The 16,207-nt window shown below is 58.4% G+C and carries 12 protein-coding genes; 4 read left to right on the top strand and 8 right to left on the bottom strand.

Going from position 1 to position 16,207, the window contains the following annotated elements:
- Positions 1-37: 37 nt before the first annotated feature.
- The 5 genes from M8013_RS08485 to M8013_RS08465 all read right to left on the bottom strand — a co-directional run bounded on the left by M8013_RS08485 (position 38) and on the right by M8013_RS08465 (position 11,570).
- Entirely contained in the window at positions 38-262 is a 225-nt protein-coding gene (locus M8013_RS08485) for a hypothetical protein (protein WP_271267351.1), read from the bottom strand.
- Entirely contained in the window at positions 246-8,735 is an 8,490-nt protein-coding gene (locus tag M8013_RS08480) for a two-partner secretion domain-containing protein (protein ID WP_271267350.1), read from the bottom strand. Before M8013_RS08480 ends, M8013_RS08485 begins: the two co-directional genes overlap by 17 nt.
- Positions 8,728-9,276, bottom strand: coding sequence for a toxin-activating lysine-acyltransferase (locus M8013_RS08475; protein ID WP_271267349.1), 549 nt, complete (start codon positions 9,274-9,276; stop codon positions 8,728-8,730). Before M8013_RS08475 ends, M8013_RS08480 begins: the two co-directional genes overlap by 8 nt.
- The gene (locus M8013_RS08470; protein WP_271267429.1) at positions 9,276-10,898 is read right to left on the bottom strand and encodes a ShlB/FhaC/HecB family hemolysin secretion/activation protein; all 1,623 of its coding nucleotides are present in this window, start codon (positions 10,896-10,898) and stop codon (positions 9,276-9,278) included. Before M8013_RS08470 ends, M8013_RS08475 begins: the two co-directional genes overlap by 1 nt.
- A gap of 282 nt (positions 10,899-11,180) precedes the next feature.
- Positions 11,181-11,570, bottom strand: a complete 390-nt coding sequence (locus M8013_RS08465; RefSeq protein WP_271267348.1) for a YdeI family stress tolerance OB fold protein — start codon at positions 11,568-11,570, stop codon at positions 11,181-11,183.
- A 133-nt stretch (positions 11,571-11,703) separates the two neighbouring features.
- On the opposite strand from M8013_RS08465, the gene M8013_RS08460 reads away from it, so the two are divergent.
- The 3 genes from M8013_RS08460 to M8013_RS08450 are packed head-to-tail and all read left to right on the top strand — an operon-like array spanning position 11,704 to position 13,199.
- A complete protein-coding gene (locus M8013_RS08460) occupies positions 11,704-12,216 on the top strand; it encodes a hypothetical protein (protein ID WP_271267347.1) in 513 nt (170 codons plus the stop codon).
- A gap of 9 nt (positions 12,217-12,225) precedes the next feature.
- Positions 12,226-12,678, top strand: a complete 453-nt coding sequence (locus M8013_RS08455) for a DUF421 domain-containing protein (protein ID WP_271267346.1) — start codon at positions 12,226-12,228, stop codon at positions 12,676-12,678.
- A complete protein-coding gene (locus M8013_RS08450; protein ID WP_271267345.1) occupies positions 12,675-13,199 on the top strand; it encodes a 2-oxo-tetronate isomerase in 525 nt (174 codons plus the stop codon). Before M8013_RS08455 ends, M8013_RS08450 begins: the two co-directional genes overlap by 4 nt.
- Positions 13,200-13,259: 60 nt before the next feature.
- Here the strand turns inward: M8013_RS08450 and M8013_RS08445 are convergent, their stop codons facing one another.
- A complete protein-coding gene (locus M8013_RS08445) occupies positions 13,260-13,760 on the bottom strand; it encodes a YciE/YciF ferroxidase family protein (RefSeq protein WP_271267344.1) in 501 nt (166 codons plus the stop codon).
- Positions 13,761-13,852: 92 nt separating this feature from the next.
- A complete protein-coding gene (locus tag M8013_RS08440) occupies positions 13,853-14,017 on the bottom strand; it encodes a con-10 family general stress protein (RefSeq protein WP_271267343.1) in 165 nt (54 codons plus the stop codon).
- Between the two features lie 517 nt (positions 14,018-14,534).
- On the opposite strand from M8013_RS08440, the gene M8013_RS08435 reads away from it, so the two are divergent.
- On the top strand, positions 14,535-15,101 hold the full coding sequence (locus M8013_RS08435; protein WP_418939529.1) for a DUF6622 family protein: 567 nt from the start codon (positions 14,535-14,537) through the stop codon (positions 15,099-15,101).
- Positions 15,102-15,342: 241 nt separating this feature from the next.
- On the opposite strand, the gene M8013_RS08430 is transcribed toward M8013_RS08435, so the two are convergent.
- On the bottom strand, positions 15,343-15,618 hold the full coding sequence (locus M8013_RS08430; protein ID WP_271267341.1) for a hypothetical protein: 276 nt from the start codon (positions 15,616-15,618) through the stop codon (positions 15,343-15,345).
- Between the last annotated feature and the right edge of the window lie 589 nt (positions 15,619-16,207).

Genomic DNA, 16,207 nt, shown 5'->3' with positions numbered 1-16,207 from the left:
CGGGAGGTTATTCACCATGCTGTCTGCGCCAGGTTTTTTACCGATGATAAAAAAACCAGATAATCAGACCCGCAGGCAGCCCTAGCCAGGTTAACTCAAGACATATCAACACGTCCTTCAGAGAGAACGGAAAGTCTTCTTTCACATTCCAGGCCAACCCTGCGCCGATCAAACGGCCAACCAGCGTCAGGATGAACACGGCCAGACCTATTGCGCAGCACAGGTAAACAAGGTTAAGAAACGACTTAGTTCTGTTTTTCATTCTTACTACTGCTCTCTTTCAGCTTATCTGAAACCATCCCGGACATTGCAGAGTCCCCTGCGTTCCCCATTATTGAAGGTAATGGGCTCTGTGGTACAGGTTTGGTTATTGTCCAGACGCCTGTCGGAACCCATTCGTACTGTTTTGATATCGGGTTGAATATTTTATCAAACGGCACTTTGATCATGTTCCCTGTAGCAAAACCTGCGGAGGCACCTGCTTTACTCAGTAAAGCCGCGAGCATAGGATCGTCGCCACTGATTTTCGCCTGATAGTAACCACCTGCTGCGTTCCATGTCACGGTTGGGTTATAGCCTTTACCCGCAGTGATCGCCCCAATAACACCGGATCCAATCAGATCGGCAAGTTTGACTTCACCCGTAGTTGTGTACTGAATACCCGCCCCTAAACCGACGCCCACGCCCACAGCGATAAGCTGCTCTTTGCTGTTGTTTACGGCGTTGGTCAGAATTGCTCGTCCGCCCATGACGATCACCGGCCAGGAGGTAGGATCCATCACCACAGACAGCACGCGATCTCCCGTGGTGATATTGTCCTGCAGGAATTTCAGGTCCGCGCCGTTCAGATAATTCACCAGCGCCGCCGCCGTCGGGTCTTTGAGTTTTTCATCCAGGCGGAACTGCCCCGGCTGCGGGTCGTTGGCCACGTTGGTCGAGGCCTGGATAAGTTCCTGCCAGGTGACACAGGTCACCCCTCCACCGGTACAGGCGTCTGCAAGCTCTTTGCTTTTCTCATTACTGATTGCCAGATACTTTTCAACCACTTTCATGCAGTCACCGCCGGAGGCTTTACACTCCAGTAGCTCTTTATCCAGCTGACGCGCTTCAGCCGTACTCAAATAGTTATTCTCAACCGTGGTCTTGCCCGCCTGCGCCCCCGATACGGCAGAAGCAGAGCTGTCGCCCACCAGCCCGCCGGAAAGCCCCGCCGCCAGCGTCGCCAGCGCAGAGACGGTCTGCTTCTGGGTTTCGTCCAGCTCGTCGGCAGATTTACCGTACATCTCGGTGGCGATCATCCCCACCAGTTCGCCCGTGGCGGCACCGGCGGCACCCGCCAGCGCGTTTTGCCCCTGGGCGGCGGCCAGCGCGGCGTTGACCACCGCGTGAGCGGCCACTTTGCCCGCGTCGTTCAGGCCGCTGTGGTGACCAATTACTTCCGCAATGTACGGCGCGGCTCCGCCCGCCAGCGCGGCGCTGAGATCGCTCCCGGCCAGCCCCTGAACCGCTGCCGTCGCCGCCTGAATCGCCTGCTGATACTGGCCGCCAGTGCCAAAGCCGGAGGCGTTGAGCGCGTCGTTATAGGCCGTCTGGTAGATCTGGCCGTTGATGTCGCTCAGGGTCGCGGTTTTGCCCGGGTTGGCTTTTTCCCACGCGGCTTTCGCCTCCTGCAAATCTTTCGCGTTAACGTTGTTGAGCTTCTCTTTGGCGGCGTTGGTGGCGCGGATGCTGCCCTCGGTGCGGGCAATATCGGCCACCTGATTACCAATCTCGCCAATCAGCTGCGCCTGCTGCAGCCGCTCCTGCTCTTTCTCTTTGTCGAAGATAGGGGAGAGCGTCTGGTTGGCGTGCTCCACGTCGCGGCTGAGCTGATTCACATCCTGAACCTGACGACTCGGGTCGCGGATAATCAAGGTGCCGTCCGAGACTGCTGCGTGGGTGGTGCTGCTGTCGTGCCCCTCGCGGTTAGCGCCCACCAGCAGGCCGTTGGCCATGTTGCCGGCAAACTGGCTGCCGATGCTGCCCCCGGTGCTCATGCCCACGCTCTGGTGTTCCACTTCGAAATCGGCGCGGTTTTCAATATTGCTGAAGCCGAGAGTGCCGGTCTCAAGACGGTTTTTATCGGCGGTGGCGGTGGAGCCAATCACCGCCCCGTTGAGCTGGGTATGCTCGCCGACGGTGACGTCGTACCCGCCTTTGCCGGCGAAGATCCCGGTCTGTTCCACCACCGAGTCGTAGTTGCTGTGCATCTTGTCGCGGCTGAGGTTAATGCTGGCCGAGCCGGTCATGGAACCGATGCTGAAGCTGCCCCCGGCGCTGGCGTTCTGCTGCTTAGAATCGTAGCGATCGCTGTCCTGCTCGGAGGTCAGGGTCAGGTTACGGCCAATGTCCGCTTTCACCGTTTCGCCGCTCACCTGCGCCCCGGTCAGGGTGGCGTCGCGTCCGGTCAGGAGATTGACCTGGCGGCCCGCATCCACGGTGGTTTCGCTGTGGGTGGTGCCGTTGCCGCTCTCGCTGCCTTTGCCCCGGTTGATGCTGGCGGAGATGTTCAGGCCAAAGCCGCCGGAGCCGACGCCAATCCCGACCCCGACGCTGCCGCCTTTGCTTTCGTTTTTACCGTCCAGCAGCTGGGTGTTTTGCGCCGAGCGCAGGTACAGATCGCGGTTGGCGGCGAGCGTGATATCGTTGCCCGCCCGCAGCTGGCTGCCTTCGACGGTCAGATCCCCGTCCGCGCCGCGCTCGCCGCTGCCGGTGGCGGTCACGCTGAGATCGCGCCCGGCGTTGAGGGTGCTGCCCTGGGCGATATTCTGCTCGCTGTGCTGGGTTGATTTCGACGACTGGCTGCCGTAAGAGAGGCTGATCCCGACGGTGTTGGTGTTGTCGGCAGCCGCACCTTGCGCCTGATCCATCCTTGCCGCCTGGGCAGCCTGCACCCCGGAGAGCGCGGCCTTCACGCCCTGCAACGCCTGTAAGCGACCGCTGCCGGAGGATTTCGCCTGCTGGGAGGCTTCGACGGCGCTGTTCAGCGCGCTGCCGACGGTACCGGAGAGCGCCAGCGTCAGCCCGGAGGTTTTCTGCTCTACCTCGTGGGTTTGCTGGCTGCGGTTACTCACCGCCGTGATATCGACGTTTTTGCCGCTGAGGGCCATATCCTGCCCGGCCACCAGATCCGAGCCGCTCACCGTCAGGCGATCGCCCGCGCGCAGCGACAGGTCGCCGTTAACGCTGCCGACGGTGCTGCCCGCCTGGGTGGTATCCGCCCCGGTGTCGGTGGTTTTAACGCTCTGGGTGCCGACGCTAAAGCCGATCCCGCCCGAGCTTAACAGCCCGGATTTTTTCTCCTGCTTCTGGTGCAGTTCGGTGTTGCGTTCGCCCTGAGTATCGACGGTCAGATTATTGCCCGCCAGCAGGGCGACATCGCCCGTGCCCGCCACGTTGCTGCCGCGCACGGTCAGATCGTTGCCAGCGGTGAGGTTCACGGTGTCGCCGTTCAGTTCGCTGCTCTGCACCGTCTGACGGGAAACCTGGTCGTGGGTGGTGGTGGTGGTTTTCGACAGGAAGCCGTTACCACCGACCACTTTATGCCGTTCGTCCAGATCCTGAGTGTTTTCGCCTGCCGCCAGGGTCAGGTTATTCCCGGCGCTGACGTTCAGCGCCTGTCCGGCGGAAAGGGCCGCGGCGCGGGCGGTGAGGTCATTGCCTGCCGCCAGGGTCACGTTGCCTTTGCCGGTCACTTCGCTGCCGACGCTGCGGGTTTCGCCCTGTTTGAGGGTGTTGTCAGCATCCCACACCAGATTATCGCGGCTGGCGGTGGTGACGGTGTTGAGATTCATATCCCGCCCGGCCACCAGCTGCGCTTTGCCGTTCTCGCCGCTGGCAATCACCTGCGCCCCGGTCAGGGTGATATCGCGCCCGGACTGCAACGCCAGCCTGCCGTCGTCGCCCTGCACGTAAATGCCCGACACGCTGTCGAGGGTGGTGCGGGCGAAGCGGTTTTCGCCGTTGACGCTGTCGGCGCTGACGGTGGTGGTAGTGAGAGTAATGTCGCGTCCGGCGCTGGCCAGCACGCTGCTGTCGCCGACGATCGCGCCGCCGACGTTATTGATATCGGTGCGCGCGTTCAGGCTCACGTCAGCCGCCTGCAGCGTGCCGGACTGGTTGGTGATGTTGTCGGCATCCACCTGCAACACTTTGCGCCCGGCAAGGGTGCCCTGGTTAAACAGGTCGCCGTTGAGCTTGATTGAGACGTTGTTCCCGGCAATCAGCGCCCCGGAGCCGTCGATATCTCCCGGTTTCACTTTGGCGTACACCTGCGGCACCAGCACGTTCTCCATAGTGCCGTCCGGCATCTTCACCCGGGTGTTGACCAGCCAGACGATGTCGCCGGTCAGCAGCGCCATCTGCGCTGGGGTCAGCGCCACGCCAATCTTCAGCGCGTACTGTTTGCCGAAGGTAATGCCCTGATCCATCAGCGCTTTGTACTGCTCTTCGTCATTGCTGTAGCCGTCGAGGTAGCGCTGGCCGCTAATGCCAACCACCTGTTCGCGGATCAGGCGCTGCTCGTAATAACCATCCCCCAGCCGTTTTTGCGTGGTGTCGCCATCGGTGGTGAAGGCCTTCTGCATATAGTCGCTGCCGAGCCACTGGCGCTCGTTGGTAAAGCGCGGATCGGTTTCGACCAGATACGGCACCTCGGCCGACGGATTCACCTTGAACAGGCTGTTATCCGGCAGGGTGGTGTTGGGGCCGATAATGCGGATTGCCCCCTCGGCCGGGGTCACTTCAAACTGCTGTCCGGCAGGCGGCGTCACCGGCTCGCCCGGCGAAACGGTCTGCTGCGGCGCAGGGTTAACGCCTGCGGCCTGGCCGATCGCCACATTCGGCCCGGTCAGCACCAGCGGGGTGATATTGAGGTTGCTGCCTTCGACGCTGCCGTTACTCACCAGCTGACCCGGTTTCAGGGAAATGCCCTGGATCACCGTCGGCGGGGTGTACGCCGTGCGATCGCGACCCTGCTCATCGTCGCCTTTGTGGCGAATGCGGTGGTAGTGGGTGACGGTGCCCTCATCGCTGGTGTAGCGCTTGCCGGGCACGTCGTCGTTCTGCACGCTTGTCAGCTTGTCAATCGCCAGCGTGCCGCCCGCAATCACCTGGCTGTTGTCGTTAAACAGTTTGTCGCCGGTCAGCAGCAGGTTGCCCCCGGCGAGGATCTTCCCTGGATCGCTCTCAGTGATCCGCGTTTCGTCAATGGTGCGGGTGTAGTCGTACTGGTTGAAATTGTCGTTGCCGTGGCCGGTTTTATCCGGCGTGTTGAGGTTTTTAAGCCCGTCGGCCGAGTTGCGATCGACCCACACGCCCTCGTCGGTCGAGCTCCAGCGGTTGGTGGAACCCGAGTGCTGGTAGTCAGTCAGATCTTGCTGCGATACCCGTACCACTTCGGTGGCGAAGTGGTCGTTAATGTTGTTGATCTGCCCGGCGGCAATCGCCATGTCCCCGGCGGACTCAATGGTCGAGCTGTGGTTATTGATCGCTCCTGCGCGGCCGATAACGGCGCCGCTGTCGTCCAGGTCGCCGCCAATGTTCATGCTGCCTGCGCTGTAGATCAGGCCGTGATCGACGTTGTTCAGGGTCTGCACGCCGAGGTTGACCTGCTCGCGTCCGGCAAGCGTCGCTGCGGTGCCGTTTTCGGCGAGGTTGTTAAAGGTATCCACATTGATACCCACCGCATCGCCGTAGATCCGCCCGGTGCCGATGTTGGTCAGGGTGTTGGCGTTGATGCGGGTGATGATCCCGTCAATCAGGCCGGTGTTGCGTAGCGTCCCGGCGGTGTTGAGCGTGGTGCTACCGGCGTTGATCTCGCCGCTGGCGAGGTTGGTCAGGTTGGCGCTCTGCACGTTAAGCGCGCTGCCCGCCATCAGCGTGCCGCTGTTGGTGATATCGCCCCCGGTGGTGAAGGTCAGATTGCCGTTGGCAAGGGTGTCGCCGCTGTGGGTCACGCCGCTGTTGCTGTGTAAATTCATGTCCCCCAGCGACAGCAGCTGACCGCTTGCATCCAGCGACGCGGCGTCCACGTTCAGCGTTTTACCCGCCTTGAGGGTGCCTCCGGCGTTGATCAGATTCAGTCCGTTGCCGCTAAGATCCAGCGAACCGGCCGAGGCCAGTACCCCCGCGCGGTTGTCGAGCACGCCGCTGTTAGTGATGTTGAGCGCGTTATTGGCCAGCATACTGCCGCGCTGGTTATTAAGGGCACCGGTCGTGAGCGCCAGGCTCTGCCCCTCGATACCCTGATTGGCCCCGAGGGTGTTCTGGTTCACAAAGTTCAGGGCGTTAAGAGTCACGCTTTTGCCGCTGCGGATAAGCCCGGCGGCGTTGTCCACCAGGCCAGTGGCGCTGTCGAGCAGCAGATCGCCGACCGACTGGATCTGCCCGCCGCCGTTTTGCAGGCTGGCGCTGTGCACGGCGGTATCGGCCTCGCCAATGATGCGCCCGCCCGCGCGGTTATCCAGCGTGGCGGCGGTGATGTTGACGCCGTCGCCCTGCAGCAGGCCGTTCTGGTTGTTCAGCCCGCGGGTGGCAGTGAGCGACAAATCTTTGGCCGCCGCCAGTGTCCCGTCGGCGTTGTTAAGCTGGTCGCCGGAAAACGCAAGGCTGTCGGCGGAGAGCGTCGCGCCCTGGCGGTTATCCAGCAGGCCGCCGGTCAGGGTCATCGCCCCGACCGATTTCAGCGTGCCGTCATTATTAATCAGGGTGTCGAAACTGGCGCTCAGGCGCTGATTGGCACCAATCTGGCCGTCGCTGTTGTCGATAGCGCCCGCGTTAAGCGTAAAGTCGCCGTCGCTTGCCAGGAAACCGCTCTGGTTATTCAGCCCGCCGCTGGCTACGTCCAGCGAGCCGAGCGAGAGCAGGGAGCCGGCGCGGTTGTTCATTTCGTCGTTGATGTTCAGGGTTGCGCCGTCGGCGACAATCACCCCCTGCTGGTTGTTGAGGGTCCCGGCGCTGATGCGCTGGGTTTTCGCCGCCTCGATGCGCCCGCTGGCGTTGTTGAGCGCCGTCTGGCTGGCGATCTCGCTGTCACCTGCGGCGGCAGAGATCAGCCCCCGGCTGTTGTCCAGCACACCGGCCTCGAGCCGGGTAGTGCCCGCCACCGCCACGATCTGCCCGCGGGTGTTATCCATCGCGCCCGCTTTCAGCTGCACGCCGTTCGCCGCGCCAATCTGCCCCTGCTGGTTATCGAGGGTGCCCGGCAGGTTTACCGCCAGCGCGCCGCTGCCGCGCTGGACGATGTTACCTTTCTGGTTGCTGATGTCGTGGGCGTTGAGGTTAATGGTCTCTGCGCCCAGCGCGCCGCCGTTGTTATTGAGTAATTTCCCGCTACGCACGTTCAGCTCGCGGGCGTTGACCGTCGCGCTGGCGGTGGTCACGTCCTCCGCGCCGCCGTCGAGCAGGACGCGTTTTCCCTGAGTCTGGCTGCCGCTGACGTCCACCCCCTGGCCGCTGGCGCTGAGAGTGCCGCCCGCCAGGGTTTGCCCGTGGGCGCTAATCTGGCCGCTGGCGCTGAGTTCCAGATCGCCCGCGTCGGCGAGCTTGCCGTCGCTTGTCACCCCGGCGGCCAGCACGCTGGTTTTGCTGCCGCTAAAGCTGGCGGCGCGCACCCGGGTGGCGTTGGCGGCGGTGATCGCGCCGCTGTTGCTGACCTCGCCCGCGGTTTGCAGGCGGGCAGCGTCGCTGGCGCGTATCACACCGCTGTTTTCGATGCGTCCGTCGGCAGAGATCGTTACGCTGCCTGCCTGCGCGCCGATGGCTCCGGCGTTACGCACCCCGACGCCTTGCTCGGTGCCGACCATGCGGATTTTGCCTGCGTACATGCCGCCAAGGCTGGCCACGTCGACCGCCATCTGAGGACGGGTGGCGGGATCGTCGCTGCCTTTTTCGATGGTCTCGTGGGCGGCATCGACGGTGTTGCGTCCGGTGGTGACTTTCAGATCGTTGGCCCACAGCCCGGCGTTAACCTTCACCGAGCGGGCGATAATGTCGGTGTAATCTGCCCCGGAGGTGTCCATCCCGGCACCGTCGACCACCACTTCGCCGCGCTCGACGTTAAAGCCGGTGAGATTACCGTCTTTCATCTGCGCCTGACCGGTGGTGAGGGTGGCGCGGTTGGCGTTAATAAAGCCGCAGCCGCTACAGGTGATCCCCGACGGGTTGGCGATCACCACCTGCGCTTTTTTGCCGGCGACTTCGATCATGCCGTTGAGCTTGCTCGGGTCGCGGGAGCTGACCTCGTTGAGGATCACTTTGGCTTCGCCCCTGGCAAGCCACGGGTTGCCCGCCACCATGCCGCCAAGATTGGTCTGCACATTGCTGTGCGAGTTGTTAAGGATCGCCCCTTTGTTATCGACGTCGAACTGGGTGTAGTTATTGCGCGATACCCCGGCCTGGGACGGGGTCTGGATATTGATCTGCGGGGTGCCGTTGGCGCTGTTAACGACCGTTGGCTGCTGATTTTTTGGCGCACCGGCGTCGGCAACGATGTTGGCCTGCGCGGTGTGCACTGCCCCCATCGCCAGCCACAGGCTAAAGCTTAAGGCGCTCACCTTACCAATCAGACGGCTGTGGGTCTGGCCTAAACCGGAAGAACGGGACGAACCGGCGCGGCCGGAGCGGGCGATATCGGCCACCACCATCAGCATGCCGCGCGCTTTGTTAAACACAATTCGGTACAGGTTCTTATTCATGGTTCGTTCCTTTAAACGCTTCCGGCAGGTTTACGGCGAGCGGGTGATTCTGTTGCCAGGCTCTGGCGTGTTGGCGGCTGACGTGGTTGCCGTGGAACAGCATCACGCGCTTGCCACGCTCGGCACCCCGGTGCCAGAGCGCGCGGCAGATGTGGTCGGGGAAGATCTCCCGACGCAGCAGGGCCGACATCTGCGCGGTGTGGCCGAACGGGGCGATCCAGTCGCAGAACCAGATCCGCTCCCCGCTGTCCCAGTCCGCCTCGGGCATCTCAATCGACGGGCGGGTCAGGAAGCGCGCTTCCGATTCCTCGTTCAGCCAGGCCCAGCTGAGGAAAAAGACCGGGCGGTCGTTTTCGACCACCAGCACGTACTGACGGCGCTTAATGATCGGCAGCAGCAGCGTCGGCAGGGCATGCAGCGGGGCATCCCGGTGCATCGGGGAGTGCATCCACAGCCAGACGGTGGCGCCCAGCACTTCGGCTTCGTTCTCTTCGCCGCCGAGGATCAGCGGCGCTTTGATCTCCAGATTTCCGACCCGCATCACCAGCTCCAGTTCAGGTTAAAGCCGAGCGTCAAATCGCTGGTCGCAAAGCCGTCCGGCTTCGAGAATGGCGTTCCGGCGAACAGGTCGTAACCGGTGTTAAAGGCATTCCCGCGCAGGCCCGCCACGCCGCCCGCCAGGTGTTTACCGACCTGCAGATCCGAGCTGTAGCCGCCCACTTCGCCGTAGTCGGCCCCCAGATAAAATTCCTGATTAGGCAGCGGCGTGCGCCAGGCCAGATCGTTGCGCACGTACCAGCCGTGGCTGGCACTGAGGGTGCGCTCGCCGTCAAAGCCGCGCACCGTCCAGCGGTTGCCGATGGCGAACTGATCCTGCGGGGTGAGCGGGGTGTTGCTTACCTGGCGCAGATACTGGACGTTGTAGCGGAAGTTTTGCGAGCCGAGGGTAAACGGCAGATCGAGCTGGGTGCTCAGCAGGGTAATTTTGCCCAGCGCCGTGGCATCGCCCCAGTACTCTTCCGGGGCAGGCTGCGCGCCAAACCAGCGGGTGCCGCGCTGATAGCTGATGCCCGCATCCAGCGTCGCCTGGCCGATATAGTGGCGATGCTCGAGTCCCACGCGCCAGCCTGCGGTCTGACGGCGCTGCACGCCCACTTCGGTATCGTCGATAAAGTTGCGGGTTTCCCGCGCCAGCACGTCGTAAGTGAAGGTGGTTTTTTGCGAGCCGCTGCGGTGCAGCACCCGGCTAAGCTGAATGTCGAGGTTTTTGCTTTTACCGCTGTAGCGATAATCCTCGTTGAGGCCCGCGACGGTCTGGTGGTAGTCGTAGTCGCTGCCGGTGATGCCCAGCATCCAGTAGCCGAACGGCACGGAATAGTGAGCGGTGTAGTTTTTGCTGCCTTTGCCGCTTTTGTCATTCAGATCGTGGCTGGCAGAGACGTAAAGCAAGTCGCTCAGCGAGAAGGGGTTATCCAGCGACAGGGTCACGCCGCCCTGATAGCGCCCGGTGGTTTCGGTTCCGGCATCGTCCAGCGACAGGCCGACGCGCCACATTTTGCGCTGCTTGCGGGTGATCACCACATCGCTCTCGCCGGGGTTTTCGCCGGGCAGCAGTTCCATATTGGCTTCTACCGTTGGCAGGCGCTGCAGGTTTTCCAGCCCCTGCTCGATATCACGCAGATCCAGCAGTTCCCCGTCGTGGGCCGGGAAGGCGCTGTACAGCTGGATATAGTCGTCGCTCTCTTGGGTCAGCGTGACGTGGCGGACCGTGCCCGGCACGATGGCAAGCCGCAGGGTGCCGCTTTTCAGATCCTGCGACGGGGCCAGTACGCGGGTGGTGATCCAGCCGTGATCGACAATCCGGTTCTGCAGGGTGCTCATCAGCAGATTGATCCCTTTGCCGCCCAGACAGTGCCCCTGCGCCTGGTCTGCCATTCGCTGCAGCGGCAGCCAGTGGGGCAGGGTCTGCTGGCCGCTCAGTTCGACGCGGTTAATCGGGAAGCAGGGGGTTTCCGTTGGGAAGGCAATCTTGCCAAAGCTTGAGGTCGGCTCAGACAGTCGCACATCGGGCGCCGGCGGGGTTAATTGCTGCTCTAAGGCGCGTTGACGCTGCTGCTGAATAATAAATTGATTATCCGGCTCCGCTGCGTAGGCAGAGAACATTAAAGGCAGGCCAGCGGCTGTCGTTATTATTATGGCAATGTTGTGTCGGGCGTTCATCGAGGATCCGTGCCGTGTAAGCAAATGAGATGCTGTGTGAATTTGTGTAAAATTGTTTATTTATTGTGAGGTGAATAAAAGGGGGATTAATCCTAAAGCCCGGAATTATCCGAGTTCAGGCCTCCTTAAATCTGGTAGGTTTGGCGGAGGGGGGAGGATATATTGGGGGTTTCACGTAGATATCCAGGAATATCCACGTGAAACTTAAGTGAAATTATGGCGCTGTTATTTCTGAATACGATCGACGCGTACTACCGGCGGGTTGGATTTTTTATCAAAGCTGCCATTAATGCTGATCATATTATCCGGTTTCACCGTTCGGCCATCGAAAACAGATTGCGGAATAATAGTATAGATTTGACCGGTTTTATCACGGAAAACATATTTATCGCCGGAGCCATCAATTAAATTACCGCGTAATGAGATAGTGGCACCATCATGCATTTCTTTTGCCTGCGCCACGGTCATTATTCTGGCATCTTCAGTTCCGCGATAACCTTCGTCCAGCGCATGGGCCGGAGGCGGTGCGGCGTCTTTTTTCAATCCGCCATTATCATCGGCCCAGGCCGTTGGGATTAACAGACAACAAAACAGCGGCGCAACGGATAATTTCATACTGCCTCCTGAGTGCGTAGTGGCTTGACAGATTAAGCCTGGTTGCTATTTTTACCTTTGCAAACAAGAACTGTCTTAAACGGAATTATGATTAAAAATCATAATGTTGATAAACGAGGCGGTAGGGTGAAAAATGGCGAATGGGAAAGACACTCCCGATAAATTGCACGGGGTAGAGGAGAACCGCTTCGCTATGGCGCTGGAGGCCGGCTTCCGCCGTTACGGTCTTGTTTTTCTGCTTATCATTATTGCCGCTGCGCTGTCGGGCGTATTCTCGGTGGGGTATTTCAGCCACGCCAGCCAGGTCGGTGCAAATAATACCGTCCATCTTCAATATCAACGCTTCGGACGGCTGCAAAATCAAATGCAGTTAAAAATTACCGTTGCCAGAGAGCCTGGGGAAAATACCACCCTGGTGCTTGGCGGTGAATATATGGCGTCATTTGAAACCAGCGCTATCTGGCCGCAGCCGGATAATATGTACAGCCGGGGGCAGGAATTAATATTGGTTTATCATCCCGCCGGGCAGAAAGGGGATTTTTCTGTCTGGATCTATACCGCGCCGGATCAGCCCGGAAAAGCGGTCACCACTTTGCATGTTAATAACGCGCCGGGCATGTCGTTCTGGCAGTTTATCTATCCGTAGGAGAATGCGATGGATATGATCTTCCGCGCCGTGGCCGTCTATCTGATCCTGCTGGTGGTATTTAAAATTGCCGGGCGGCGGGCGCTGTTACAAATGACCAGTTTTGATCTGATCCTGCTGCTGATCATTAGCGAAGCCACACAGCAGGCGCTGCTGGGCAATGACTTCTCGATAACCGGCGCGATGCTGACCATTGTGACGCTGGTGGTGGTGGATATGCTGTTTGGCTATCTGAAGAAATATTCCTCCCGCGCTGAATCATTACTGGACGGTTCGCCGGTTATTCTGGTGGCGCACGGTAAACCGCAGGAAGAGAAATTAAAGCAGGTTAACGTCTCCTGCGACGACGTGATGGTCTCTGCCCGGCAGGATCACGGTATCTATCTGCTTGAGAAAATTAAATACGCGATCCTTGAAAGCAATGGCCATATTTCCATTATTCCGGAAGAGAGTGAATCATGACAGCCAATATCTGGAACGAGGCAAAAACCGCCGCCGAGCTGACCAAACAGGTGGCGTATGTACTGAGTGAACTGGGATGGCGGCTGACTACCGCGGAATCCTGCACCGGCGGGAAGCTGGCATCTGCCCTGTGTGCCGAGGATGACACCGCCGATTTTTATGGCGTGGGCGTAATCACCTTTACCGATGAAGCTAAAGAGAAGGTGCTGGGGGTGCAGGCCGAAACCTTAGAGAAATACAGCGCCGTGAGTGAGCAAACGGTGTGCGAAATGGCCCAGGGTGCGCTGCGCATCGCCGGGGCGGATATCGCCGTCGCCATCAGCGGCTACGCCGGACCGGACGGCGGCGATGACGGCACGCCTGCCGGGACGGTGTGGTTTGCATGGAGTTTTCACGGCGAGGTGCGCGCGGCCGTGCAGCACTTTACCGGCGAATGCGACGACGTGATTGAAAAGGCGGTGCGCTACGCCCTGACTGAGGTGATCCGGCGAATACCGCAGTGGAAAAAACAGCTGCATTAACGCAGGGATCGAGCGCAGCGCTATGGATCGTTGACCCGGCCTGATGAACTGTATTGCGTATCAGGCTTTGCTCTCCGCTTTCTGATTAATATTCCCGACAGCTAAATCGGTCAGCTTAAGATCGGTAGATTTTTCTTCTTCCAGCGTGGCGGTTAATAATTTTACCGCCTGGGTATAGCCTAATTGCTGCGCGAGGGTGGCCAGAGTGCCATAGCTGGCAATCTCATAGTGCTCGACTTTTTGCGCAGCGGCGATCAGTGCGGCGTCGCGAACTTCATTTTTCTCTGTACTCTCAATGACTTCATTAGCTTCTTCAATTAAACCTTCCATCGCCACGCATTTCATTCTTTTCAGTTTGACGTTGGGGGTTTTCTCGACAAGCTGGTCGATACGTTCAATTTGGCCGTGGGTTTCTTCAAGATGTGCTTTAAACGCAGCGCTCAGTTCAGGGCTGAAGGCTTCACGAGAAAGTTTGGCCAGACCGCGAGTGAGTTGTTTTTCCGCGCTGTAGGTATCTGATAGCAGATGAATAAAGACATCTTCGATTGACTTCATATTCATATGACTTTCTCCAGTGGCACAAAAACTCTGCGAGTCCACAGACCCGCAGATTATTGGTTAACGTGTTAGACAGGTATTAATAATGAGATGAATTAGGATTTGTCAGATTTATTCCCGCCACCATGGCTTTGCTGACCACCTTTTTTACCTGCTTCAGAAGCACGCTGCGGATCATTTTTGAAATTGCCGCTGCCTTGTTGACCACCTTTTTTGCCAGTGTCAGAGGCTTTATCACGGTTTTCGCGTTGGTCTGCCATTTTATCAATCCTCTTTGTTGCTATTAGTTGTGGAGATATTTTTTTCATCTCCGCTGTCGTTCAGATTTAAATTTAGTCTTTATTATTGAAGAGTCAAACGCGGTAACTTCGATAAATATTTTCGTGAAGTTCTGTTTTTGATAAATAGCGCTTCGTTTGTTGTTGGAATAAGTGTTGCGCAACATGATGTATTCAAACAACCTTCGCTGACTATTGGTGAAATGATTTTTCATCGTCTCGGTAAAGCGCTGTGGTCCAGGCGTGACGGGGGTCTTTACGTAGATTTACGATCTTGTTAAAACGGCTATAGTGCATAAAAAATAAAAATACGTGGGATTTTTCTTAATTGGTTTTTATATTATTGCAGGGGTTTTTGATGATATTTTAAATAATAATGCGTCACGCTTGAGCATATTATTCAGCGATTACATGGACTCACCGTGCGGCACGTCTCTACATCAACAGGCGTAGGCACAGGGGGAATAACCTTATAAAGTATGATGGCGTAACGGCGGCGATGCGCAATACTGATCCGACTGTTTTTCTGTTGTCAGCGACGGTGGACCCTATGATTGAGACGATTTCCGGGATTGTGACCCATACGCCCGTCTGGGTGTATGTTCTGTTGGTGTTTCTGATCAGCCGGGGTATTAAAGCGCGCAAGCCTGCCACTGTCGCCCTGGAAAAACTGGCCATCATCCCGGCCATTTTTCTTGCCTGGGATCTGTACGACATGGTGATGTTCCGCGACCAGAGCGTCGCCAACTGGTCCCTGTGGCTGGTGGGGTTACTCTGCGGGGCGGCGATAGGGTACGCGTTGATCAAACGCGCGGCGGTGACCCGCGCCCCTGCGCCGCGCAGTATCCATCGCCCGGCGGATTACACCGCGTTGCCCTTTATGCTGCTGACCTTTGCGGTGAAGTACGCGCTGGGGGTGATGACCGCCATGTCGCCCGAGCTGCTGCAGCGCCCCGGGGTGAGCGCCTGCGTGATTATCGTCGGTGGGGTATTTGCCGGGGTGTTTGTCGGGAAATTTGTGCGCTATGTGGGGGTGTACAGGGCGGCAGAGGTCATACCTGGCTGACGACTGGCACGGACTACTCTGGGAGAGGGGGACATACTGGCACGGACTGTTCCCTCTCCTTTTTGGGGAGAGGGTTAGGGTGAGGGGGAACATGCTTACAGCCGGACCAGGTCATCGCTGTAATTCCATCATTTAATTTCAGAAATGCATCGCTTACGGAATACAATTTACTGAGTGATCCGCCACGCCGTCAGTTAATCCATTCCACGCCCGCTTCGGTTTCGAGCCAGCGCATTGCTGATTAATAGCTGCGTGATTGCCTCACAGTAGCTACATAGCGCGTCGGTTTCAGCAGCGTCAGGCAGGTGGCAAGACGGCCGCACAGCGCGGTTCTGACAGCCTGATCCTCTTCTTCCAGCATCGCTTCACAGAAGCGCTCGCAGTTATCGGCCAGCTCGGTGAAATCCGTGTGGTGATCGGATGGCGCGGTGATAAGTGGGTGGCGGAGCCGGACGAGGTTGGCATAACCGGACATACTGATAACCGGCGCGCTTTTCAGCGCCTTCGCCCTGCCCACCAGAGAGTGTAGCCGGACGCATAACGCAAAAAAAGCTCTGCGCCACCAGTATGTTACCCAGGATGCCAATCCCGACGCCAGATATTGCTGGCGTGCAAGCAACATACGCCGCAAATAAGCGCTGTTACAGCAGCGATATGCAGCCAAATTCATTCCTGCGAGGCGTCTTCAGAGCAGCCTGTAAATTTGGAGAATTGTTGCCGTTGTCGAGGAAGGTGGCAGCGCGAGTGGCGTGCATTTGACTTCAGGCATCAATGACGAGTTATCTCGCTGATTTAAATAATCCCTTCGTCCTTATAACCGAATCACATTTGTCATAAACGCCTACTTAATTTTTTATATTTCCTGGCAGGCAGTCACCCTGAAACGGGTTATTAAGGGTTGTGCTAATTCCTCCCGTTAATATAAGTGTTGAAAGGGTTGCGCCTTTCCGGTTACGGACATTCAGCCGTCCAGGTGTTTAAGCGTGCAAAATAAAAAACTTAAACGTTGCTATAAGAATTTGCCTGTGTCTTAATACGGCATCGGTTTGGAACACAGACCTTATGAAAGCAGTTTTAGTAAAGCAGTCCTCAGTTCAGGTGTTATC

The sequence above is a fragment of the Silvania confinis genome, from assembly GCF_025564085.1.
Classification (GTDB): domain Bacteria; phylum Pseudomonadota; class Gammaproteobacteria; order Enterobacterales; family Enterobacteriaceae; genus Enterobacter; species Enterobacter confinis.
The sequence above is the reverse complement of the archived record's forward strand: the minus strand, read 5'-3'. Positions and strand labels throughout refer to the sequence as shown.

What these genes read in the sequence shown, in the direction of transcription:
- M8013_RS08480 (WP_271267350.1), bottom strand. Translation starts at nt 8,735, where the DNA reads ATGAATAAGAACCTGTACCGAATTGTGTTTAACAAAGCGCGCGGCATG.
- M8013_RS08470 (WP_271267429.1), bottom strand. Translation starts at nt 10,898, where the DNA reads ATGTTCTCTGCCTACGCAGCGGAGCCGGATAATCAATTTATTATTCAG.
- M8013_RS08440 (WP_271267343.1), bottom strand. Translation starts at nt 14,017, where the DNA reads ATGGCAGACCAACGCGAAAACCGTGATAAAGCCTCTGACACTGGCAAA.
- M8013_RS08460 (WP_271267347.1), top strand. Translation starts at nt 11,704, where the DNA reads ATGGCGAATGGGAAAGACACTCCCGATAAATTGCACGGGGTAGAGGAG.
- M8013_RS08450 (WP_271267345.1), top strand. Translation starts at nt 12,675, where the DNA reads ATGACAGCCAATATCTGGAACGAGGCAAAAACCGCCGCCGAGCTGACC.
- M8013_RS08485 (WP_271267351.1), bottom strand. Translation starts at nt 262, where the DNA reads ATGAAAAACAGAACTAAGTCGTTTCTTAACCTTGTTTACCTGTGCTGC.
- M8013_RS08445 (WP_271267344.1), bottom strand. Translation starts at nt 13,760, where the DNA reads ATGAATATGAAGTCAATCGAAGATGTCTTTATTCATCTGCTATCAGAT.
- M8013_RS08455 (WP_271267346.1), top strand. Translation starts at nt 12,226, where the DNA reads ATGGATATGATCTTCCGCGCCGTGGCCGTCTATCTGATCCTGCTGGTG.
- M8013_RS08435 (WP_418939529.1), top strand. Translation starts at nt 14,535, where the DNA reads ATGCGCAATACTGATCCGACTGTTTTTCTGTTGTCAGCGACGGTGGAC.
- M8013_RS08475 (WP_271267349.1), bottom strand. Translation starts at nt 9,276, where the DNA reads ATGCGGGTCGGAAATCTGGAGATCAAAGCGCCGCTGATCCTCGGCGGC.
- M8013_RS08465 (WP_271267348.1), bottom strand. Translation starts at nt 11,570, where the DNA reads ATGAAATTATCCGTTGCGCCGCTGTTTTGTTGTCTGTTAATCCCAACG.